At 72.5% G+C, this 21589-nt stretch carries 16 protein-coding genes and 1 riboswitch; of the genes, 4 read left to right on the plus strand and 12 right to left on the minus strand.

The window, feature by feature from the left end:
- The 3 genes from ABZT49_RS33595 to ABZT49_RS33605 all read right to left on the minus strand — a co-directional run.
- Positions 1-2087, minus strand: a 2087-nt coding sequence (locus tag ABZT49_RS33595) for an EAL domain-containing protein (RefSeq protein ID WP_355292867.1), incomplete at its 3' end; no start/stop codon positions are given.
- Positions 2088-2344: 257 nt separating this feature from the next.
- Entirely contained in the window at positions 2345-2848 is a 504-nt protein-coding gene (locus tag ABZT49_RS33600; protein WP_355292868.1) for a hypothetical protein, read from the minus strand.
- 4 nt (positions 2849-2852) lie between these two features.
- Positions 2853-4346, minus strand: a complete 1494-nt coding sequence (locus ABZT49_RS33605; RefSeq protein ID WP_355292870.1) for an AMP nucleosidase — start codon at positions 4344-4346, stop codon at positions 2853-2855.
- Positions 4347-4438: 92 nt separating this feature from the next.
- Here ABZT49_RS33605 and tsaA point away from each other — a divergent pair, with 92 nt between their 5' ends.
- Entirely contained in the window at positions 4439-4990 is a 552-nt protein-coding gene (gene tsaA, locus ABZT49_RS33610) for a tRNA (N6-threonylcarbamoyladenosine(37)-N6)-methyltransferase TrmO (RefSeq protein ID WP_355292872.1), read from the plus strand.
- Here the strand turns inward: tsaA and ABZT49_RS33615 are convergent.
- The 6 genes from ABZT49_RS33615 to thiC form a co-directional block, all read right to left on the minus strand.
- Positions 4956-6095: a GNAT family N-acetyltransferase gene (locus tag ABZT49_RS33615; protein WP_355292874.1), complete on the minus strand. Its 1140-nt coding sequence runs from the start codon at positions 6093-6095 to the stop codon at positions 4956-4958. The genes tsaA and ABZT49_RS33615 overlap by 35 nt on opposite strands.
- Positions 6092-7402 (minus strand): lipopolysaccharide biosynthesis protein, encoded by a 1311-nt coding sequence (locus ABZT49_RS33620; RefSeq protein WP_355292875.1) that lies wholly within the window; start codon positions 7400-7402, stop codon positions 6092-6094. The genes ABZT49_RS33615 and ABZT49_RS33620 overlap by 4 nt, the downstream gene beginning before the upstream one ends.
- 375 nt (positions 7403-7777) lie before the next feature.
- Positions 7778-8815: a response regulator gene (locus tag ABZT49_RS33625; RefSeq protein WP_355292877.1), complete on the minus strand. Its 1038-nt coding sequence runs from the start codon at positions 8813-8815 to the stop codon at positions 7778-7780.
- Positions 8812-9225 (minus strand): response regulator, encoded by a 414-nt coding sequence (locus ABZT49_RS33630; RefSeq protein WP_064503883.1) that lies wholly within the window; start codon positions 9223-9225, stop codon positions 8812-8814. Before ABZT49_RS33630 ends, ABZT49_RS33625 begins: the two co-directional genes overlap by 4 nt.
- Before the next feature lie 202 nt (positions 9226-9427).
- Positions 9428-12148 (minus strand): ATP-binding protein, encoded by a 2721-nt coding sequence (locus ABZT49_RS33635; RefSeq protein ID WP_355292879.1) that lies wholly within the window; start codon positions 12146-12148, stop codon positions 9428-9430.
- A gap of 11 nt (positions 12149-12159) precedes the next feature.
- Entirely contained in the window at positions 12160-14040 is a 1881-nt protein-coding gene (gene thiC, locus ABZT49_RS33640) for a phosphomethylpyrimidine synthase ThiC (RefSeq protein WP_355292881.1), read from the minus strand.
- A 58-nt stretch (positions 14041-14098) separates the two neighbouring features.
- A riboswitch (TPP riboswitch) is annotated at positions 14099-14210 on the minus strand.
- A 139-nt stretch (positions 14211-14349) separates the two neighbouring features.
- Between thiC and ABZT49_RS33645 the strand changes: the two genes are divergently transcribed.
- Both ABZT49_RS33645 and ABZT49_RS33650 read left to right on the plus strand, forming a co-directional pair.
- Complete coding sequence (locus ABZT49_RS33645; protein WP_355292882.1) at positions 14350-14724, plus strand: restriction endonuclease; 375 nt, start codon at positions 14350-14352, stop codon at positions 14722-14724.
- Positions 14725-15103: 379 nt separating this feature from the next.
- Positions 15104-16243, plus strand: coding sequence for an acyltransferase family protein (locus tag ABZT49_RS33650; RefSeq protein ID WP_355292884.1), 1140 nt, complete (start codon positions 15104-15106; stop codon positions 16241-16243).
- Positions 16244-16351: 108 nt separating this feature from the next.
- On the opposite strand, the gene ABZT49_RS33655 is transcribed toward ABZT49_RS33650, so the two are convergent.
- Entirely contained in the window at positions 16352-17203 is an 852-nt protein-coding gene (locus ABZT49_RS33655) for a type 1 glutamine amidotransferase (RefSeq protein ID WP_355292886.1), read from the minus strand.
- A gap of 226 nt (positions 17204-17429) precedes the next feature.
- On the opposite strand from ABZT49_RS33655, the gene ABZT49_RS33660 reads away from it, so the two are divergent.
- On the plus strand, positions 17430-19616 hold the full coding sequence (locus ABZT49_RS33660; RefSeq protein ID WP_355292888.1) for a PBP1A family penicillin-binding protein: 2187 nt from the start codon (positions 17430-17432) through the stop codon (positions 19614-19616).
- A gap of 6 nt (positions 19617-19622) precedes the next feature.
- Here ABZT49_RS33660 and ABZT49_RS33665 read toward each other — a convergent pair whose 3' ends face one another.
- Together ABZT49_RS33665 and ABZT49_RS33670 are read right to left on the minus strand one after the other, a co-directional pair.
- Positions 19623-20414: a Brp/Blh family beta-carotene 15,15'-dioxygenase gene (locus tag ABZT49_RS33665; RefSeq protein WP_355292890.1), complete on the minus strand. Its 792-nt coding sequence runs from the start codon at positions 20412-20414 to the stop codon at positions 19623-19625.
- A gap of 139 nt (positions 20415-20553) precedes the next feature.
- Positions 20554-21315, minus strand: a complete 762-nt coding sequence (locus tag ABZT49_RS33670) for a bacteriorhodopsin (RefSeq protein ID WP_355292892.1) — start codon at positions 21313-21315, stop codon at positions 20554-20556.
- Positions 21316-21589: the final 274 nt, after the last annotated feature.

Raw genomic sequence — 21589 nt, forward strand, 5'->3', positions numbered from 1 at the left:
ATCTTGTCGAACGGGAAGGCGCGCAGGTTCGACAGCGACGAGTAGCCGGTGCCGAAATCGTCCATCGCGATCCGCACCCCCATCGCCTTGACCCGCCTGAGCGCGGTGAGCGCCCGGACCGGGTCGCGCACGAGCGCGGTCTCGGTGATCTCGAGTTCGAGGCGGGCGGGAGCCAAGCCGGTGGTGAACAGAACCTCGTGCACCAGTTCCGAGAAACCCGGGGCGTGGAGCTGCACCGCCGAGACGTTGACGGCGATGCGCAGGGGCTTCGTCCACGAGGCGGCCTCGCGGCAGGTCTCGCGCAGGACCCACTCGCCGATGCCGAGGATGCTGCCGGTCTCCTCCGAGATCGGGATGAACAGGTCGGGCGGAACGGTGCCGCGCTCCGGATGGTGCCAGCGCAGCAGCGCCTCGAACCCGACCACGACGCCGCTGTCGATCGCCATCTGGGGCTGGTAGACGATCCTGAACTCATCCCGCTCGACGGCGTGGCGCAGGTCGTGCTCCATCGAGCGCCGGTCGCGGATCTGCGCCGCGAGGACCGGCTCGAAGAACCGGTGCACGCCCCGCCCGTGGTTCTTGGCGCAGTAGAGCGCGGCATCGGCGTGGTTGAGCAGGGTCTGGCCGTCCTCCGCGTCGGTCGGGCAGAGGGCGATGCCGATGCTGGTCGCCAGGATCGGGCCGCTTCCCGCCCGCAGGTTGCCCTCGCGGATCACCCGCAGCACCTCCTCGGCGACCCGGCAGGCCTCGTCCCGCTCGATGTCGGGCAGGAGGATCGCGAACTCGTCGCCGCCCAGGCGCGCCATCATCTGCCGCGGCCCGAGCACCGGCGCGACCCAGCGCGCCAGGGCCTGAAGCAGCCCGTCGCCCATGGCGTGACCATAGAGGTCGTTGACGTCCTTGAACCGGTCGAGGTCGAGGCAGAGGACCGCCACCAGCCGGCCGCCGGCCCGCGCCAGGACGATCTCCTCGTCGAGGCGGGCGCGGAAGGTCGCGCGGTTCGGCAGGCCGGTCAGGGTGTCGTGGTGGGCCAGGAACTGGATGTCGCGCTCGGCCTGGCGCCGCGCCCGCAGGTCGCGCACGGCGATCGCCTGGCAGGGCCGGCCGCCGAGCGGCCGGCGGATCACGTCGACCGGCAGCGGTTCGCCCTGCGCACCGACGAGCTCGGCCTCGATCACCTGGCCGTCCGGGCCGGCATCGAGGCGCGCGACCACGGAAGCGGGCAGGATCTCGCCGATCGGCCGGCCGATCAAAGCCGCCGGCGCCCGGCCGATCAGCTCGGCGAGGCTGGAATTGACGGTGATGATGCGCCCGCCCTCGCAGATCGCGATGCCCTCGACCGCGGCGTCGGCGAGGCTGTTCATCAGGTCCTGCGATTCGCGCCGGCGCCGCACCCGGCCGTCGAGGGTCTGGCCGAGGAAGACGAGGACGAGCAGCGTCAGGCTGGCGAAGCCGAGCGAGGCGGCGTACTCGCCATTCAAGACGGCCGGGCGGAGCCCGCCGCCGGCCGCGACGAGGCCGACGCCGTGCGGCAGCAGCGCGGCGCAGGACAGGAACAGGGCCCCGGCGGCGCGGCTCGCGGGATTCTCCTTCAGGCTGCACGACAGGGCGAGGCCGGACAGCGCCATCCCGGCGGCGGCGGAGAGCGCGAGGCCCGCGACCCAGGCCGGTCCGCCCGCCCCCGGCAGGCTCGCCGAGACCGCGGCGGCGACCGCCGCGAGGCCGAGGCCGATCAGGCCTCCGCCGAGGGCTTGGGCGATGCGCCGAGGCGCGGAGACCGCGGCCCGCAGGCCGCCCCCGGCCAGCAGCACCATGAGCACGAGGGCGAGCAGCAGGATCTCGCTCCCGCGCAAAAGCTCGGTGCTGGGGCGGATCGAGGCCTGCGCGATGAACTGGCTCGCCCACAGCCCGAAGCCGCCGGCGATGCCGGCGGCCGAGATCCAGATCCCCCGGCTGCTGCCGCTGGTGGCGCGGGCGTGCTGGAACAGGTCGATCATGGTGATCGCCGACAGGATGCCGATCAGCAGCGACAGGCCGATGAGCCGCCCATCATGCAGGGCGAGCAGGGTTTCGGCGGTCTGCAGCATGAGAGGTTCGGGTCCAGCCTCGGCTCCCGGCACCGTGGCGGGAAGCCGGTTGCGAAGCGGTAAAACACACCGGGGAATTCGGCCGCTCCAGCGCGAACCGCACAGACTTGCACCGGTTAGGTGGGGTAAGCGGGGACCGATCTTCGATCATCGAGGCGGGTGGACGCTCGGGCAGGACCGAAGTCTCGTCCTGCCACGGCCGTCCATGACCCAGAGGAAGCCTGCGCCGGCTCGATGCCGGGAGCCCGCGAGACCGCTCAGCCCTCTGCGAGCCGCAGCCGCGTGATCGCGCAGCCCCGCGCCACGAGGTCGGCCGGGGCGAGGTCGGGGAACAGGCTCGCGTAGCGGCGCACCAGGGCCGCCGCCAGGGCGTCGGCATCGCGGATCGCCGGCAGCGAGGCGCGAAACAGCGCCGGCGGCACCGCCGCCACCGGAACGCCCTGGCGCACCGCCACGCACAGGCCGGTGCGGAAGCGGGTCGGGTCGAGGACCGGCAGCTCCTCGGCCCCGCCCGGCCGGCGCCGGCCGGCCCGCCGGATCGGCAGCAGGGCGTAGCGCAGGCCGGCGCGGTTGATCGTGCGCTCCAGGTTGAAGTGGACGAGGTCGCGGCCGAGCCCCGCCAACCCGCAAAAATCTTCCTCGTGCAGGCGGATCAGCGCGTCGACATTCAGCGACGCGGCGAGGTCGGCGACCGCGACGACGCGCGATCCGGGGCCGTCCGCCACGGCGACGTGACGGCTGTTCGAGATCGGCAGCGGCATGGGCTTACCGGAACGGCGGCTCGTCGAAGCTGCGCAGCTTGCGCGAGTGCAGGCCGTGGCGGTTGCGCCGCAGGGAATCGAGGGTCGCGAGACCGATCAGCAGGTGCTCGCCCACCGCCCGCTCGTAGAAGGCGTTGGCGGCGCCCGGCAGCTTGATCTCGCCGTGCAGCGGCTTGTCGGAGACGCAGAGCAGCGTGCCGTAGGGCACCCGCAGGCGATACCCTTGCGCCGCGATGGTGCCGCTCTCCATGTCGACGCCGATCGCCCGCGACAGGTTGATCCGCCGCCGTTCCTGCGACCAGCGCAGCTCCCAGTTTCGATCGTCGTAGGTTACGACCGTCCCGGTGCGCAGGCGCTGCTTCAGCGCCTCTTCCCGTTCGCCGGTGACGCTGGCAGCGGCCTCCTGCAATGCCACCTGGACCTCGGCGAGCGCCGGGATCGGCACGTCGGGCGGCACTAACTCGTCGAGGATCCGGTCGCGGCGCAAATATCCGTGGGCGAGCACGTAGTCGCCGATGGTCTGCGACTGGCGCAGGCCCCCGCAATGGCCGACCATCAGCCAGCAATGCGGCCGCAGGACCGCCAGGTGATCGGTGATCGTCTTGGCGTTGGAGGGACCGACGCCGATATTGACGAGGCTGGTGCCTTGCCCCGGTTGTCCTTGCCCGTCCCGGGCGACGAGATGGTAGGCCGGCATCTGGAACCGGTGCCAGGGCGAGGCGGCGATTAGCGCGTCGGCCTGTGCGCCCGCGGCCTCCCCGGCCTCGACCACGACGCCGCCGGGCAGGACCAGGCGGGCGTAGCGCTCGGGCTCGGCGGCGAGCGCCTTCAGGCCGACCCGCACGAACTGGTCGACGTAGCGGTGATAGTTGGTGAGCAGGATCCAGGGCTGGATCTGGCGCCAGTCGGCCCCTGTATAGTGGACGAGGCGGCGCAGCGAGTAATCGACCCGCGGCCCGTCGAACAGGGCGAGCGGCCGCGGGTCGTCGCCGGCCTCCAGCCACAGGCCATCGGCGATCTCGTCGCCGACGCTCGACAGCATCGGCGTCGGGAAGTAGCGCGCGAGGTCGCTGGACGTGACGCCGCGGGCGAGTTCGGCGCCCGGCTCGACCACGTAGGGGTACGGGATCTCCTGGGCGCTCAGGCCCACCTCGATCGTGGCGCCGTAATCCTGCACCAGGGGGCGCAGCTGTTCCAGCAGGTAGGCGCGGAAATGCGCCGGCTGGGTCAGGGTGGTGGCGTAGGCGCCGGGCCCCTGGAACTTCGCGGTGGCGCGGCTGATCCGCGGCATCGGCCCGGTCGGGCGGTAGGTCAGGCGCAGCTCGGGATAGCGGAAGGTCAGGCGCTCGGCGGCGTCGGGGGGCACGCCGTCCGCGAGGAAGCGGGTCAGCGCGTCCCGCAGGCTCCCGGTGGCGGCGGCGTGGAGCGCCGCCAGCCGGTCGACCGCCGTCTCGGGATCGGCCACCGTCTCCATCGGTCTCAGCTCGTCGGCGAACACGGTCGATCGGTCTCCCTGATGCGCGTAGGCCCAGCCTATACCGGGCGGAGCGGCGGGGCGACCCGGATCCCGCCCCGATCGCAGGACGACAGATGACGCAAGCGGATTTCGGCCCGCGGCCGGGCGAGGAGACGGTCGACCTGCCGGCGGCGTTCGATGCCGGCCTCTACTTCGTCGGCCGGGTGCGCACGCCGTGGACCGTGCGGGCGGAATGCCCGCGCAATTCGACGCAATCGGACGCGGTCTGCACCCTGGAGGTCGATTCGCGCTTCGTCCCGGCCTTGCGGAGCCTTCGGGGCACCACCCACCTGATCGTGCTCTACTGGATGGACCGGGCGCCGCGGAACCTGGTGGCGCAGCAGCCCCGGCACGCGCCGGAACCCCGCGGCACCTTCGCGCTGCGCTCGCCGGCCCGGCCGAACCCGATCGCCGTCTCGGTGGTGGAATTGCTCGGCATCGAGGGCGGTACCTTGCGGGTGCGCGGGCTCGACTGCCTCGACGGCACGCCGCTCCTCGACATCAAGCCCTACTTCGCCTCGACCGACGCGCGGCCGGAGGCCCGGGTCGGCTGGCGGGAGGCGGAGCGGGAGGCCGCCCGTAACGAGGATGTCAGCGGCCGCGAAGGCGGGCGGCCTGCGCCTTGAGCCAGGCCTTGCCGGCGTGCTGCCGCCTCGCCCGGGCGGCGATCCGCTCCGGCGACGGTCCGCCCGGCGGCGAAACCACGATCTCGGCGATGCGGGTGCGCTCGGGGTAGAGGTCGTCGAGCACCGCGCTCGCCAGCGTCGCCGAATCGAGCCGATCGGCGAAGCGGGTCTCGTGCAGGGCCCGCACGATCTCGGCCTCGAGCAGCACGCCCGGGGCGAGGGCGCGCAGATCCTCGTCGTAGGCGGTCTTGAGCAGGGTCGCGGTGCCGCCGCAGACCAGCGCGAGGCTCGCGGCGACCACCCGCCCGTCGAGGCGCAGGAGGTCGGCCCGCGCCGTCACCGGCCCGACGCCTGCCCGGAAGAGGTCCCGAGCGAAGCCCGCGGTCGCCTCCCGGCAGGCGAGCGCGGTGCCGGCCCGGCCCTTCCAGCCGCGCCGCTCCAGGTCGAGGAAGGCCGCGACCGCGCCGGCGAGATCGCCGTCCGGCCCGACCGCCTCGAGCGTGACGCTCCCGGCCTCGTCGAGGCGCCGGCGGCGGCGGCGCAGGTCCTTGAGCCGGCTCTTGTGGGGATGCTCCTTGAGGAAGGCGTCGTGGCTCGCGCGCCGGTCGAGCACCGGGCGCGCGAAGCCCGAGACCTCGGCGCGGCCCCAGCCGTGGCGGGCGAGGGCGGCGAGAAGGGCCGCGTCCGCCGGCAGGAGCGGCCACCACCAGGCCAGCCCGAGGGCACGCATGCCGGCGACGAGGGAATCCAGGGCCGGGGTGCCCTCGGATCCCGCGACCACCAGGGGTGCGGTGACGGTGAGGTAGGGCGAGGCGAAGGGCCGGGCGACCCGGCCGAGGCCGAGGGGCCCGCGCCCGATCCGGTAGGGCAGCAGCGCCAGCAGGTCCGGGCCGGCGCGCACCGCCAGGCAGAGCAGGTCCGCCGGTGCCAATCCATGGTCACGATGCGCCTCCAGCGCGCGGCGCGCGTAATCGGGCGTCGGCCCGGCGGCGCGGGCGACGAGGGCGTCCCAGGCCGCTGGCTCCCGGCTCAACGCTGCCAGAGTCGTGACCTCGCAGGCCGGAGCGGCGGCGAGCGTCGGGAACGGAATCGCGTGCGCGTTCATCGGGCGAAGGCCGGGGTGAGGAGACCGAGGCGGCGATGGGCGAGGACAGCCAGGATGACACCCCGCCCGGCGGTGACGAGGGCGGCGGCGAGGGCGGCGCCGGCGAGACCCAGCGGCGGCACCAGCGCCAGGGTGAGGAGGATCGCGGCGACGAGGAGCGCGACCGTGACGGCGGCGCAGGCGCGCTCGGCCCCCAGCATGGTCAGGAGGTCTTCCGCCGGCCCGCAGGCGGCGGCGAGGCCGTGGCCGGCGACGAGGAGGGCGAGGAGCGGCAGGGCCTCGCGGAAATGCGGCCCGAACAGGCCGAGCAGCAGCGGCCCCGCCGCCACGACGGCGAGGCCGGTCGCCAGGGTGGCGAGCAGCGTCAGCCGCGACCAGCGCCGGACGAGGGCTTCGAGCCCGGCCCGGTCGCCCCGCGCCTGCGCCGCGGCGAAGCGTTGCGCGGTGACCGAGGAGGCGGCGTACTGGACGAAGACGACGAATTGCAGCAGCCGCGTCGCGGCGAAATAGGCGCCGACCTCCGCCGGCGGCAGCAGGAAGCCGAGGACCAGCACGTCGACGAAGTTGAACCCCGAGCCGGCGAGGTCGATCAGCGCCATCGGCAGGGCCGCCCGCAGCCAGTCGCGCCAGGGATAGAGGGCGCGGGCGGCGTGGCGCTCGGCCCGCAGGCGCCGCAGCAGGAGCGCGGCCTGCCCCGCGAGCGACAGGGCGGTGGCGGCCAGCGTGCAGGCGACGGCGATCGCGGCCTCGGCCGGCGCGCCGAACCCGACGGCGGCGAGCATCAGCGCCATGATCAGGCCCTGGCGCAGGAGGTAGGGCGGCACGACCGCAAGCAGCGTCCAGTTGCGGCCCCGGGCCACGCCCTCGCAGAAATCCTGGAGCGCGAAGAGCGGCAGCACCAGGGCGGCCACGAGGAGCGCGCCGGCATCATCGCCGGAGACGAGGCCGGGGACGCACCAGAGCAGGGCCGCACCACACCCCGCCAACAGCGAGGCGGCGGCAAGGGAGAACACCGCCCCGAAGGCGAGGAAGCCTCGCTCCGGCCCGGCGGCCCCTTGCGCCCGGTAGGTCGGCAGGAAGCGGCAGGCGGCCTGCGACAGGCCCCAGGTCGAGGCGTGGCCGAGCAAAGCGGTCCAGACCCAGATCGTGGCGAAGATCCCGTATTCCCCAGCCCCCATCAGCCGGGCCATCAGCACCTGGGCCACGAAGGCGCAGGCCGCCGCGGCGATCCGCACGCCGAACACCGCGAGCGCGGTGCTGGCGCTCCCGCCCGCCTCCGCCTCTCCAATCGAAGCCCCGGCCGCCATCCCGCTGCTCCGTCGCGCCGCGCGAGCTTCCTCCTGTAGCGGGTCGGGCTTGCGGGGGGGTTAAGTGGATCGGGTGAAACCGGTGCTCCGGAGCTGAGGGCGCGCTAAATCGGTTGCGTTGATCGATCCTGCCCCCGAGCCCACATGTCTCAACGTCATCCCGGGGCTCGCCGAAAGGCGAGAACCCGGGATCCATAAACGCTGAGGATTCCGGTTCAGGCGGAGCGCTTTCCGCCTTGTCCTGCACCGTCAGCGGTTATGGATCCCGGGTTCCGCTGCGCGGCCCCGGGATGACCCGGAGGGTGAAGTCATCGAGCGAGGCCGATCGAACCGGCCCTGATGCTTCTCACCGCCTGGCCCACCGCACCGGACCCGTCACAGCGCGATGTCGATGCTCGCCGCCGTGCCCTTCTCCGCCTGCGCGTAATCGATCTGCGCCCGCAGGTTCGACGCCATGGCGCGCACGATGCGCGAGCCGAGCCCGGTGCCGCGCGGGAGGCCGCTGCCCTGCCAGCCGACGCCGTCATCGGCGACCGTGAGGCGTAAACTGGCGCCGTCGCGGCGCGCGGTGATGCGGATCTCGCCGGTGACGCCCTCGGGATAGGCGTACTTGTAGGCGTTGGTGACGAGCTCGGTGACGATCACCCCCAGCGACACCGCCTTGTCGGTCGCAACCTCGACCGGCTCGGCGTCGAGGAGGAGGCGGTGGCGCTGGCCGGTGGCATTCATCGCCCCGTCGAGATCCTCGACCAGGGTCGCCAGGTAGGCGTCGACCGCCACCACCCGCACGTCGTCGGAGGTGTAGAGGCGCCGGTGGATGCCGGCGATCGCGGTGATGCGGGTCTGGGTCTCCTCCAGCGCCGCGCGGGCGGAGGCGTCGGTGACGGTGTTGGCCTGCATCCGCACCAGCGCCGCCACCAGGGCGAGGCTGTTCGCCACCCGGTGGTTGACCTCGCGCAGCAGGAGCTCGGCCCGGTCGCGGGCCTCGCGCACCTCGGCCTCGGCGCGCTCCTTCTCGCGCCGCGTCCGGTCCTGGAGCACCGCGGTCGCCACCGCCTCGGCGAGCAATTCGCGGAAATGGCCCTGGAGGTCTTTCCAGACGTAGTCGACGGCGCCGGCCTTCAGCGCCGCCACGGCGACGCGGCTGTCCTCCGAGCCGGTGACGTAGATCACCGGCGGCGCCTCGGGCAGTGCGCGGATGCGCGGCAGGATGTCGAGGCCGGTCTCCATCGGCATGTGGTGGTCGAGGGCGACCACGTCGAAGCGCTGGCCCGCGATCAGCGCGAGGCCGGCCTCGCCGTCGGGGGCGTGCACCACCTCGCAGCCGCGCCCCGCCAGGGTGCGGGTGACCAGCCGCGCCAGCCCGGGATCGTCGTCGATGTAGAGCAGGCGGACCGGTTCGGTCACGGTCACGCGCTTTCCGGAACCTGCATCACCGAGAAGAACAGGCCGAGCTGGCGGATCGCGTTGGCGAAGCCCTCGTAGTTCACCGGCTTGGTGATGTAGACGTTGCAGCCGAGGTCGTAGCAGCGCTGGATCTCGCGCTGGTCGTCGGTGGTCGTCAGGATCACCACCGGCGAGCGGCGCAGGTGCGGGTTCGACTTCACCTTCTGCAGGATGTCGATGCCGGTCATGTCCGGCAGGTTGAGGTCGAGGAGGATCAGCAGCGGCCGGCCGGCATTGATCTCGCCGCTGCCGTCGGGCCCGAACAGGGCGGCGAGCGCCGAGGTCCCGTCCCGGAACGACTCGATGACGTTGTTCACCCCGGCCCGGCGGATGTTCCGCTCGATCAGCCGGGCGTGGCCCTCGTCATCCTCGATCATCACGATATGTACGGCCGGCACTGACAACTCCCCGTGGCGCAGAACCCGGCTGGACCGGGACGCCTCATTCTTGCTGAGCGCAACGGCACCGACCGCGAGAGACAGGCTCCCGTCATCCTCTCTCTAGACCATTTCCCGCGGGCTTGGACACGCGGCTGGCGTAGAAAACGCCGGGACCAGGTTAACCTGGCGTTGCACTCCCTCATCCCTGACGCAACGGCAGCGTCACGCGGAAGGTGGTCCCGGCCCCGAACTCGGAGGACAGGTCGATGCGCCCGCCGAGCGCCCGCACCAGGGTGCGGACATGGGCGAGGCCGATCCCTTCCCCCGGCCGGTCCTGCACGCCGGAGCGGCGGAAGAGCTCGAACACCCGGCCGTGGTCGCGCGCGTCGATGCCGCGGCCGTTGTCGCTCACCTGGAACACCGCGAGCCCGTCCGAGACCGCGCCCGTGATCGTGATCCGCGCCGGCCGGTCCTTGGCCCGGTACTTGATCGCGTTGTCGATCAGGTTGCCGAAGATCTGCCCGACCGCGACCCGGTCGGCGGTGATCTCCGGCAGGTCGCCGATCTCGATCACCGCGCCCGCCGTGTCGGCCTGGTGGCGCTGGGCGTCGGCGAGTTCCTGGACCAGGGCGGTCATCGCCAGCGGCTCGGGCTGGAAGGTGCGCCGCCCCTCGCGCGACAGCTTCAGGATCGCGTTGATCAGGCCGTCCATCTTGGTGATCGCGGCCTTGATGAAGCTCACCGATTCCGAGAGGTCGGCGTCGATCCGCGCGGCGTCCGGCCGGCCGGCGAGGGCCGCCCGGATGTCGTCCTGGCTCGCCTCGATTTCGCTCGTGAACCCCATGATGTTGACGAGGGGCGCCCGCAGGTCGTGGCTGACGATGTAGGCGTAGCGCTGGATCTCCTCGTTCGATTCGCGGAGCGCCGTCTCGGCGGCGCGCTGCTCGGAGATGTCGGAATGCACGCCGACCCATTCGCGGATCGTGCCGTCGGGGTCGAGCACCGGCACGGCCTGGATCGCGAAGGTGCGAAAGACCCCGTCGTGGCGGCGCACCCGGTGCTCGTGGGTGAAGCGGCGGCGCTCGGCCACCGCCTGGTTCCAGTTCTCGACGCTGGCGGCCCGGTCCTCCGGATGCACCGCCTCGGCCCAGCCGTAGCCGGCATATTGGTCCGGAGTCTGGCCGGTGAGCGCGGCCCAGGCCGGCTGGTCGTCGGTCATCCGGCCGGAGGCGTCGTTGGTCCAGAGCACGCCGCGCACCGCCTGGACGGCGGCCTCGAACCGGTCCTGCTCGCGCCGCACCGAGGCGAAGAGGCGGGCATTGTCCATCGCCACCGCCGCCTGGCCGGCCAGGCCCTCGATCAGGGAGGCCTCGCGGGCGCCGAAGCGGTGCGGTTCGGGATGGCCGAACAGCAGCGCGCCGAGGGTGGCGCCGGTGCCGGAGACCACCGGCACCGCGAGGTAGCTGCGCACCGGCAGGTGGCCCTCCGGCATGCCGCCGTGGCTGCCGTAGCGCGGATCCGCCGTCACGTCCTCGCTCAGGACCACCCCGCCGGCCGCGAAGGTCTCGCTGAACAGGGTGGTCGCCCGCGGCAGGCCGAACCGGGTGAAGGCCTCCCGCGGCGCACCGGTGAGGCTGAGGAGCTGCCAGTGCTCGGGGCCCCCCTCGCCCGCCGGCACCCGCTCGAACAGGGCGCCGTAGGCCGCCCCCGTCAGGTGGGTCGCGGCCTCCACCACCGTGTCGCCGAGGCGCTGGCGGTCGAGCTCGCTCGACAGGGCCGTGCCGAGGCGGTTCAGCACCTCGAGGCGCTGGGTCTCGGCGCGCAGGGCCGCGGCGGCCCGCGCCCGCTCGGCCGCCCGCTCGCGCTGGCGCTGGGCGGCGCCGGCGATCTCGGCGCTCACCGCGGCGACCTCCGCCGGCACGCCTTCGAGGACGGGCGTCGCGCGGCCGAGGCCGAGCGCCACAGCCTGGTCGCGCAGGGCCTGGAGCGGGGCCGCGATGCCGCGGGCGAAGGCGAAGGCCAGGAGCGCCGCGACGGCCGCCAGCATCCCGCCGAGCCCGGCGAACCAGACGAGCGACGCCCGCACGGGCGCCGCCAGCGCCTCCTCCGGCACGCCCACGGCGACGCGCCAGTCCGGCACGCCGGCCCGCGCATAGGCGACGAAGAACGGGTCGCCCTCGAGCGAGGCGCCGCGCCAGCTGCCCTCCGTCCCGGTGGCCGCGCGCAACTCGTCGGGGGCCTGCGTGCCGGTGAAGCGCTCCGGCGCCCGGGTGCGGGTCAGGACCCGCTGGTCGCGGTCGATCACCGTCAGCACCCAGGCCTTCGGCACGCCGCCGGAGGCGAGCACGTCGCGGATGCGCGAGGTCGGCAGGGAGAAGGACAGGAGGTAGAGCACCGCGTCGCCGCCCCGGCGCATCACCGGCACCGTCACCCGGAAGCGTCCGTCGATCACGCCCGAGACCGCCGGGCGGCCGTTGAGCGCGCTCGCATCCGCCGCGTCGAGGTGTTCCGCCATCGGCTCGGCGCCGAGGTCGATCAGGCGCCGCCCGTCGGGATCGCGTAGGGTCGCCGGCAGGCCGCTGCGGCGGTTGAGCTCCTGCATCTGCTCGCGGAACGCCGTGACGTCGCCGCGCTGGAGCGCGTTCGACAGGCTCAGGGCCTCGAGGGTCGCAATCAGGCTCGCGACCTCGCGGTCGACCGCCGCGGCCTCCATCCGGGCGCGGCCGAGCGCGTCGGCCTCCAGGCGCTCGCGGGCGGCGCCGGCGAACTGCCACAGGACCACGCCGCCGAAGATCAGGATCGGCACCGCCAGGCCGAGGGCGAAGACGACGAGGCGGCGCACGATGGAGCCGGGACGCGAACGTCCCGGCGCGAGGGTCGGGGCAGGCCCCGGCGGGGCTGCTTGGGCCTGCATCGGCATGAAACGGGATCCTATTCGCCGGGCTCGACGTAGAGCCTCCCGCCAGCGCCCAGGAATTCCGCCGATTTTTGGGCCATGCCGGCCGCCCGGGCCGCTTCGCCGAGCGGTGTGGCCTCAGCGCCCACGGCGCTCGCCGCCTCCATCGCCAGCACCTCGGCGCGTAGGTCCTGCGTGATCTTCATCGAGCAGAATTTCGGGCCGCACATCGAGCAGAAATGCGCGACCTTGTGGGCGTCCTTCGGCAGGGTCTCGTCGTGGTAGGCGCGCGCGGTGTCCGGATCGAGGGAGAGATTGAACTGGTCCTCCCAGCGGAAGTCGAACCGGGCCCGCGACAGGGCGTCGTCCCTCAGCTGTGCGGCCGGGTGGCCCTTGGCGAGGTCGGCGGCATGCGCGGCGATCCGGTAGGTGATGACGCCGGTCTTCACGTCATCGCGGTTCGGCAGGCCGAGATGCTCCTTCGGGGTGACGTAGCAGAGCATCGCGGTGCCGAACCAGCCGATCATCGCCGCGCCGATGCCCGACGTGATGTGGTCGTAGCCCGGCGCCACGTCGGTGGTGAGCGGGCCGAGCGTATAGAACGGCGCCTCGCCGCACTCGGCCAGCTGCTTCTCCATGTTGACCTTGATCTTGTGCATCGGCACGTGGCCGGGGCCCTCGATCATCACCTGGCAGCCCCTGGCATGGGCGATCGTCGTCAGTTCGCCCAGGGTCTCCAGCTCGGCGAATTGTGCCGCGTCGTTGGCGTCCGCGATCGAGCCCGGGCGCAGGCCGTCGCCGAGGGAGAACGACACGTCGTAGGCCCGGCAGATGTCGCAGATCTCCTCGAACCGCTCGTAGAGGAACGATTCCCGGTGCCCGGCGAGGCACCAGCGCGCCATGATCGAGCCGCCGCGCGAGACGATGCCGGTGACGCGGCGCGCCGTGAGCGGCACGTGGGCGAGGCGGACGCCGGCATGGATGGTGAAGTAGTCCACCCCCTGCTCGGCCTGCTCGATCAGGGTGTCCTTGAACACCGCCCAGTCGAGCTTCAGCGGATCGCCGCCGACCTTCTCCAGCGCCTGGTAGATCGGCACCGTGCCGATCGGCACGGGGGCGTTGCGCAGGATCCAGCCGCGGATGTTGTGGATGTTGCGGCCGGTCGACAGGTCCATCACCGTGTCGGCGCCCCAGCGGATCGCCCACACCATCTTCTCGACCTCGTCCGCCGCCGAGGAGGTCACGGCCGAATTGCCGATATTGGCGTTGACCTTGACGAGGAAGTTGCGGCCGATCGCCATCGGCTCGAGCTCGGTGTGGTTGATGTTGGCCGGGATGATCGCCCGCCCGCGCGCCACCTCGTCGCGCACGAAGTCCGGGGTGATGAAGGGCGGAATCGCCGCGCCGAAGCTCTCGCCGTCGGCGAGCTTCGCCTCGGCGCCCGCCAGCATCGCCTCGCGGCACAGGTTCTCCCGGTGGGCTACGTAGATCATCTCCTCGGTGACAATCCCGGCGCGGGCGAACTCATATTGCGTGACGCGCTCGCCGGGTGCGCCCCGGCGGATGGTGCGGGCGGCCGGGCACGGCGCCACCAGCCTGTCCTCGCTCGCGAATCCATTGTCCTCCGGCCTGACCGCCCGGGGGGCGACCGGCGCGTAGCTGCGGCCTTCGATCCAGGACTTGCGGATCTCGGGCAGGCCGGCCGCGAGGTCGATGCGCGCATCCGCCTCTGTGTAGGGGCCGGAGGGGTCGTAGACCCGCACCGGGGCCTCGCCCGGATCGGAGAGCGCGATGGCGCGGTAGGGCACGCGGAGATCGGGACGGTCCCTCGGCGAGGCATAGGCCTTGGCCGAGCCGGTGACCGGCCCGGTGGTGACGCGCGTCGGCGATCCTGCGGCGAGGATGGGTGCGTTCATGGATCTCTCCCGGGGAGACGATCCGGCCTCGAGGCGCGAGGACGCACGGGTCACGTCGATCATGGCAGGTTCCCGTCCCTCCGCCGGTACGAACCGGATCAGGTTCAAGGGTCAGGACGCACGCTCGTCCAATCTCAGCCCCAGATGGCGGGGCTCCCCTCGGTAACGAGGGGGACTGTCGGGTGGGGGGCGGGGTTTGTCAATCAGGGGTCGTGAGGAGAGCGCTGCGGCATCACGGCCCCGATCTTGAAACGCCCGGACGCCGCGACCCAGATACGGAGGACAATCCTCACCGCTCAGGAGCTTGCCTTGGGACGCCGTGATCGGCGCTGGCGCGACGACGACCCCTCCACCCACGGCCCGGCCACGCGCGAACCGACGATCTGCCCGCTCTGCGAGCGGCCGATCCCGCGCGACGCCCGCCAGAGCAAGCACCACCTGACGCCGAAGCTGAAGGGCGGTACCCATGGCGAGACGGTGCAGTTGCACCAGATCTGCCACTCGGCGATCCATGCCCGCCACAGCGAGGCCGAACTGGCGCGCCGCCTCAGCGACGTCGAGAGCCTGCGGGCCGAGCCGGAGATCGCCCGCTTCCTCGACTGGGTCCGCACCAAGCCGGACGATTTTCACACCGCGACGCGCATGACCCGGACGCGGCGGGAGTCGAAGCGGAGCTACCGGTAGCAGACTTCTTTCGGCGGGTGAGAACGCGTCTGCGTCCCGCGACGGATGGTGCAAGCTCCATCGTCATTCCGGGGCCGCGAAGCGGAGCCCGGAATCCAGACACTCAGTTGATGCAGAACGAGACGGGACGCTGTCCGTCTCTATTCTAAGCCACCTGCGGTTCTGGATTCCGGGCTCCGCTGCGCGGCCCCGGAATGACACGGAAGGCTTCAGAATCGCCGTGAGAGCCGAATAAGCGCTCAGACCCAGACCACGCCAGGTGGAAGCCGCTCAGGACAGTAAATCGATCATTGCGCATCCTCGCGCGATTCAACACGCCGGCCATGCGCCGATCTTTACGTCTCCCTGCGAGCCTGGGGCCAGCCTCGTGGAGACGCCGATGTCCGCCCGCCCCAACACCGAACCCGCTCTCTCGGTCCGGCCGGACGATCCGGTGCGCCCGCGCGCCGCGCCGGAGGTCGGGCGCCTCGCCTGGGTCGACGTCGCCAAGGGCATCTGCATCATCCTGGTGGTGATGATGCACTCCACCCTCGGGACCGGCGAGGCGATGGGGGCTGAGGGCTTCATGCACCACGTCGTCGAGTTCGCCAAACCGTTCCGGATCCCCGACTTCTTCCTCCTGTCCGGCCTGTTCCTCGGCCGCGTGGTCGACCGCGACTGGCGCCTCTTCGCCGACCGGCGCATCGTCCACTTCACGTATTTCTACCTGCTGTGGATGGTGCTTCAATCGGCGGTGAAGTACGGCCAGATCACCGACGGGGCGGGCCCGGGCGCCTTCCTCGCCCATCTCGCCCACGGCTTGATCGAGCCGTACTCGACCCTGTGGTTCATCTACCTGCTGGCGGTGTTCTCGGTCGCCGTGAAGCTCATGCGCCGGGTACCCGGCCCGGTGCTGCTGATCGGCGCCGCGCTGCTGCAGCTCGCCCCCATCCATACCGGCTCGACCCTGATCGACGAGTTCTGCGCCCGCTTCGTCTACTTCGTCGCCGGGTACCTGTTCGCCGCCCGCATCTTCGCCCTGGCCGACTGGGTGCGGGCGCGGGCCGGCCTCGCGCTTGCCGGCCTCGCCGCCTGGGCCCTGATCGAGGGCGGCCTGGTCTTCACCCCGACCGGCCTTCCCTCCCACCCGAACCTAGCGGGCCTGCCGGTGGTGAGCCTGCTCCTCGGCGGCGCCGGCGCCTTGGCCATCGTGGCGACGGCCGCCCTGCTGACCCGGGCCGGCGGCCCGGTCACGGCGGTCCTCCGGGCCTGCGGCGAGCGCTCGATCGTGATCTACCTCGCCTTCTTCCTGCCGATGGCGGCCTTGCGCACGGCGCTCGTGAAGAGCGGGATCATCGCGGATGTCGGCATCGTCTCGCTCCTCGTCACCGCGACCGCGGTGGCGGTCCCGCTCGGGATCGAGCGGCTGGTGCGCCACACCCCGGCCCGGTTCCTGTTCCGCCGCCCGGCCGCCTTCCACCTCGTCGGCGAGGAGCGGCCCGGCCCGGCGCCCCACCTCGCCGCCGCCCGCACGAGCTGAAGCTGGAGCATTGTCCGACGAAGTGGATACCGGTTCGTCGCAGAAAATGCGACAAAACAAAGACTTAGAGCGCTTCGCGATCGCATCGCGATCGTGAAGCGCTCGAGATCAGCGCTGCCTCTCTGCTGCCGGCCGCACCAGGTGATCGAGGAAATTCCGGATCTCGCGCCGGCGGCGCTCCGGCACCAGCACCTCGGCGGCGACGCCGAGGCGCCAGGCGAGGTCGGGGCGTCCCTCCGGGTCGTGGTGCAGGTCGCGAAAAGCATCGGCGTAGGCGTGGAGCGCCGCCTCGTCCCGGCACAGGCCGGCCTCGACCACGCCTTGCGCGGAGAGCCGCAGCATCGCCGCGACCTCGTCGAGGTCGAGCTCGGGATGGTACTGCGTGCCCCAGAACACCCCATCGCCGAGGCGGATCTCGATCGCCTGGACGTCGAGGCGGTCGTTGTCGGCGAGGACGTGGCTGCCCGGCGGCGGATCGATGACGGCGTCGTCGTGGATCGCCGGCGCGTCCCAGGCCGCCGGCCGGCCGGCGAGCAGCGGGTGTCCCTCCCCGGCCTGCGTCCGGCCGATACCGCGGGCGAGCCCGTATTCCGGGCCGCGCGGGTTGCGGGCGGCGCGGCCCCCGGCGATCGTCGCGGCCACCTGCACGCCCCAGCACGAGCCGAAGACCGGGAGGCCGGCCTCGAGCGCCGCCCGCACCAAGTCGCATTGCCGCGTCACCGCGGGACCGCCCTCCTCGACATGCAGGGTCGACCCGGTGAGCACCAGGGCGTCGCACTCGGACAAGGCCCGGGGCAGCACCGCATCCGCATCGGCCGGGGCGACGAGGTGGCAGCGGGCCTCCGGGGCGAGCGCCCGCAGGATGCCCGCATAGGTCTCGGCCGAGGTCTTGTCGCAGACCGTGAGATGCGTCTCGCGGCCGGCCCGGTCGTTCCCGTCGGCCACCAGAAGGTGCAGCATGTCGGCTCCTTGTTAGAGCGACCGCAACGCTTACGGGAATGCGCCGTTCCGGCACGGCTTGCCGCAGCCCCGCGGCCACTCTGCTAAGTCACGACGATCGTTCGACAAAATTTCGGTTAACGGCCCTTAAACCCGCCTCATTTAACGTCTCTTGAGTGGCCGGCGCGGGACGGCGACGCCCCGCATGGGCCGAGAAGGCCCGGGGCGTGAAGGGGAACGCGGCAGGATGGCGACGGGACGCGAGCGCAAGGGTCGGGTCGAGCCGCGGTTCGAAGCGGACGGGCCCGCCGACCCGGCGGCCCTCGACCTGCGCCTCTCGCGTGGCGACCGGGCGGGAGGCGGCGTGGCGAAGGGGAGTTCCAGAACGGCGGCCAAGGCTGCCTCGAAGGCTGCTCCGAAGCGGGCCAGCCGCGCGACCCCGGCAGCGCCGCGGCGCCGCCGGCGCTCGTTCCTCGGCACCCTGGTCTACGGCACCATGGTCCTCGGCCTGTGGGGCCTGGTGGCGGTCGCCGGCATCGTCGCCTACCACGCCTCGCAGCTGCCGCCGATCGACCAGCTCGCGGTGCCCAAGCGCCCGCCCAACATCGCGATCCTGGCCGCCGACGGCTCGCTGCTCGCCAATCGCGGCGAGACCGGCGGGCGCACGGTGAGCATCCGCGAATTGCCGCCCTACCTGCCCCGCGCCTTCGTGGCGATCGAGGACCGGCGCTTCTACGGCCATCTCGGCATCGACCCGGTCGGCATCGCCCGCGCCATCGGCCAGAACCTGACCCGCCGCGGCGTGGCCCAGGGCGGCTCGACCCTGACCCAGCAGCTCGCCAAGAACCTCTTTCTCACCCAGGAGCGCACCGCCTCGCGCAAGATCCAGGAGGCGATCCTGGCGCTCTGGCTGGAGCACAAATACACGAAGGACGAGATCCTCGAACTCTACCTCAACCGGGTCTATTTCGGCGCCGGCGCCTACGGCGTCGAGGCGGCGGCGCAGCGCTACTTCGCCAAGCCCGCGAAGGACGTGACGCTGGCCGAGGCCGCGATGCTCGGCGGCCTCGTCCAGGCGCCGTCGCGGCTCGCGCCCAACCGCAACCTGCCCGCGGCGCAGGCCCGGGCCGCCCAGGTGCTGGCGGCGATGCAGGAGCTGGGCTTCGCCAAGCCCGCCGAGGTGCAGACGGCCCTGGCCCAGCCGGCCAAGCCCGCGCGGGCGAAGGGCGGCGGCTCGGCCAACTACGTCGCCGACCTCGTGATGGACGTGCTCGACGACTACGTCGGCAAGATCGAGACCGACGTCGCGGTGCAGACCACCGTCGATCCGGCGCTCCAGGGCATCGCCGAGCGGGCGCTGGTCGACGAGCTGAACCAGAAGGGCGTGCGCTACAACGTCGCCCAGGGCGCTGTGGTGTCGATGCGGCCGGACGGGGCGATCCGGGCGCTGATCGGCGGGCGCGACTACGCCCAGAGCCAGTTCAACCGCGCCACCACCGCCAAGCGCCAGCCCGGCTCGGCCTTCAAGCCCTTCGTCTACCTGGCGGCGATCGAGCGCGGCCTGACCCCCGACACGGTGCGGGACGATTCGCCGGTCAACATCAAGGGCTGGAGCCCGGAGAACTACTCGCGCAGCTACAGCGGCCCGGTCGCCTTGCGCGACGCGCTCGCCCACTCGCTCAACACCGTGGCGGTGCGGCTCGGCCAGGAGGTCGGCCCGAAGGCGGTGGTGCAGACGGCGCAGCGCCTCGGCATCACCTCGCCGCTCCAGGCCAATGCCTCGCTGGCGCTCGGCACCTCCGAGGTCACGCCGCTCGAGCTGGTGGGTGCCTACGCGGCCTTCGCCAATGGCGGCATGGGGGTGATCCCCTACGTGATCGCCAGCGTGAAGTCCGTCGACGGCCGCACGATCTACAAGCGCGCGCCGAGCGGCCTCGGCCGGGTGATCGACGCCAACGCGGTTGGCATGATGAACGCCATGCTGCACGAGGTCTTCGTCAGCGGCACGGCGAAGAAGGGCGACATCCCGGGCTGGGACCTCGGCGGCAAGACCGGCACCACCCAGGATTTTCGCGATGCCTGGGCGGTCGGCTTCTCCGGCACGCTTGTCACCGGCGTCTGGCTCGGCAACGACGACGGCGAGGCGACGAAGAAGGTCTCGGGCGGCAACCTGCCGATCGAGATCTGGAACCGCGTCATGACCGCGGCCCTGCGCGGCGACAAGCCGGTGCCGCTCCCCGGCGCCGCCCGCTGGCGCCGCAGCAGCGGCACCGCCGTCGCCGCGGCGGCAGCCCCGGCCGAGCCGCAGACGCTCGGCGGCCTGATCGACAACCTCGTCGGCGGCGGCCAGCCCCCGGCGCGCCAGCCGGCGCCGCGCGGCGGGCCGACGCGGGAGGACAAGAACTTCCTGGAACGGCTATTCGGGGTCGATTGAGGCGGCTCAGGTGCGGCCCTCGACCCACCGGTCCAGCAGGAGGTGGGGCAGGGTCAGGGCCGCGAGGAGCTGGAGGGTCAGCGCGAGCAGGCGCTCGGTCCCGTCGGGCTGGGGATAGGTCGGCCACAACAGGAGGCCGATCAGCAGCGTGAGGCCGAAGACCGGCAGCGCGAGCACGACCGCCCGGCCCATCCCGTCCACCGTCGGCGCCCGCACCGGATCGGCGGCGAGCGCCCGCATGTGCCGCGGGGCGTGCAGGCAGACGAAGTAGAGCCCGAAGGCGCTGAGCGGCGGCAGGATTCGGAAGGCGAGGCTGAGAGCCGCGAGCTCGGCGAGCAGCCTCGGCGGGGGCCGGCGCAGGACGAGCCAGGCGAGCGCGAGGCCGAGCCACGCCCAGGCGAGGGCGGTCCACCAGCCCGGCAGCACCGGCATCGCCGTGCCGGTCACCACCGCGAAGATCCGGGCGGTCTCGCCCGGCTGCATCAGGGCCGGCAGCGCGATCGGCAGGCCGCCGCGCACCAGGGCCTCGACCGGCCGGCCGGGCCCGGCATCCTCGCGCCCGAAATGCAGCACCGACAGGCCGAGGAAGCCCGCGAGGGTGAGGTTCGGGGCGAGCCGCCAAGCGACCAGCACCGCGGCGGTGAGCGCGAGGTAGGGCGCGGCGAAGACGAGAAACCAGGCCCGGCCGAAGCGCGGCGCCAGGAAGGGCTTCGCCACCTCGCCGTCGAGGGCGCCGTGCGGCACCCCCAGAGCGATGACGAGGGCGAGCACCACGGCCCACGCGGTCTCCCGTGGCATGAGGGCCGTCGCCGCGAGGAGGAGGGAAGCCGCGGGGAGCAGGCACGCGGCCGCGCCCCGGGGCAGCGTCACGGCCGGAGTGACAGGCATCCGCGCGCCGGCCGGCGCCGGGATCGGGGCGGGCCGGCGCGCCACCGCTCTACTCCGCCGCCGCGAGGTGGGGCCGCCGCGACGACGCCCCGATGCCCTCCACGAGGTCACGATCGACGCGCTTGGCGGTCTGCACCGTCGCCATCAGGCCGTAGGCGACCTTCGCCGTGAGATCGAGACCAGCGATGATCCCGAGGCCGAGCGCCGGGCCGAGCAGGCCGAGGCCGTCATCGCCGAACAGCAGCACCACCGGATAGGCGAGCCACACCACCGACAGGAAGACGGCGTTGCGCAGGAAGGCGGCGCGAACGTCGTCGCGCTCGCGGGCGTTCTCCTGCCGCAGTTGGACGAAGATCCCGTAATAGACCGCCAGGAAGGCGCCGCAGGAGATCGCGAACCAGGTCCATTTCAGCCACGCCACCTGGGAGAGGCCGAACACGAAGGCGGTGACGATCATGATCAGGTCGGAGCCGATCATGCCCCACACGATCGCCGGCCGGCGCATCCCGCTATGCATCGCGGTGTTGGCGAGGCCGAGCAGCAGCAGCGGCGTGGTGAACGACCAGTCGATGTAGCGGGCGAAGTAGAACGCCCGGGTCGCCGTGCCGGCATCCGGGCCGGCCGGCAGCGCGATGCTGCCCTGCCCCGCCGCCATGGCGAGGTACGAGCAGGCGGCGATGATCGGCACCAGACCGTGGATGATCGTGTCGGTCTCCTCGGCCCTGGTGCGGCTCTTGCCGATGAACAGGATGAGGGCGGCGCCGGCGCTCATGCCGGCGAAGCCCAGCCAGAGCCAGAACTGAGGGGTCATCGGATCGTCCATTTCGTCTCGAAGGCGGGATTATCGCGACGGCTCATACGTGCAGTCACGAGGCGCCGGACAACCGGGCCCGGCGGGCGCGGTTCCTCTGGGTCAGGGTCGCGGGGTTGCCGCAGGTCACGACGGGTGTCCCCCGGTCGGATCGGCCGAGAGTACGCATCGGCACCCTGCGCCGCTGGCGGGCGCGGTCCGGGTGCTGCCGCCTCGCGAAACGACGGAGACCCCTGCGTCGGCCGCGCTTGTCGCGTCCTCAACCCCGGGCGAA

It is taken from the genome of Methylobacterium sp. EM32 (assembly GCF_040593685.1).
Classification (GTDB): Bacteria; Pseudomonadota; Alphaproteobacteria; order Rhizobiales; family Beijerinckiaceae; genus Methylobacterium.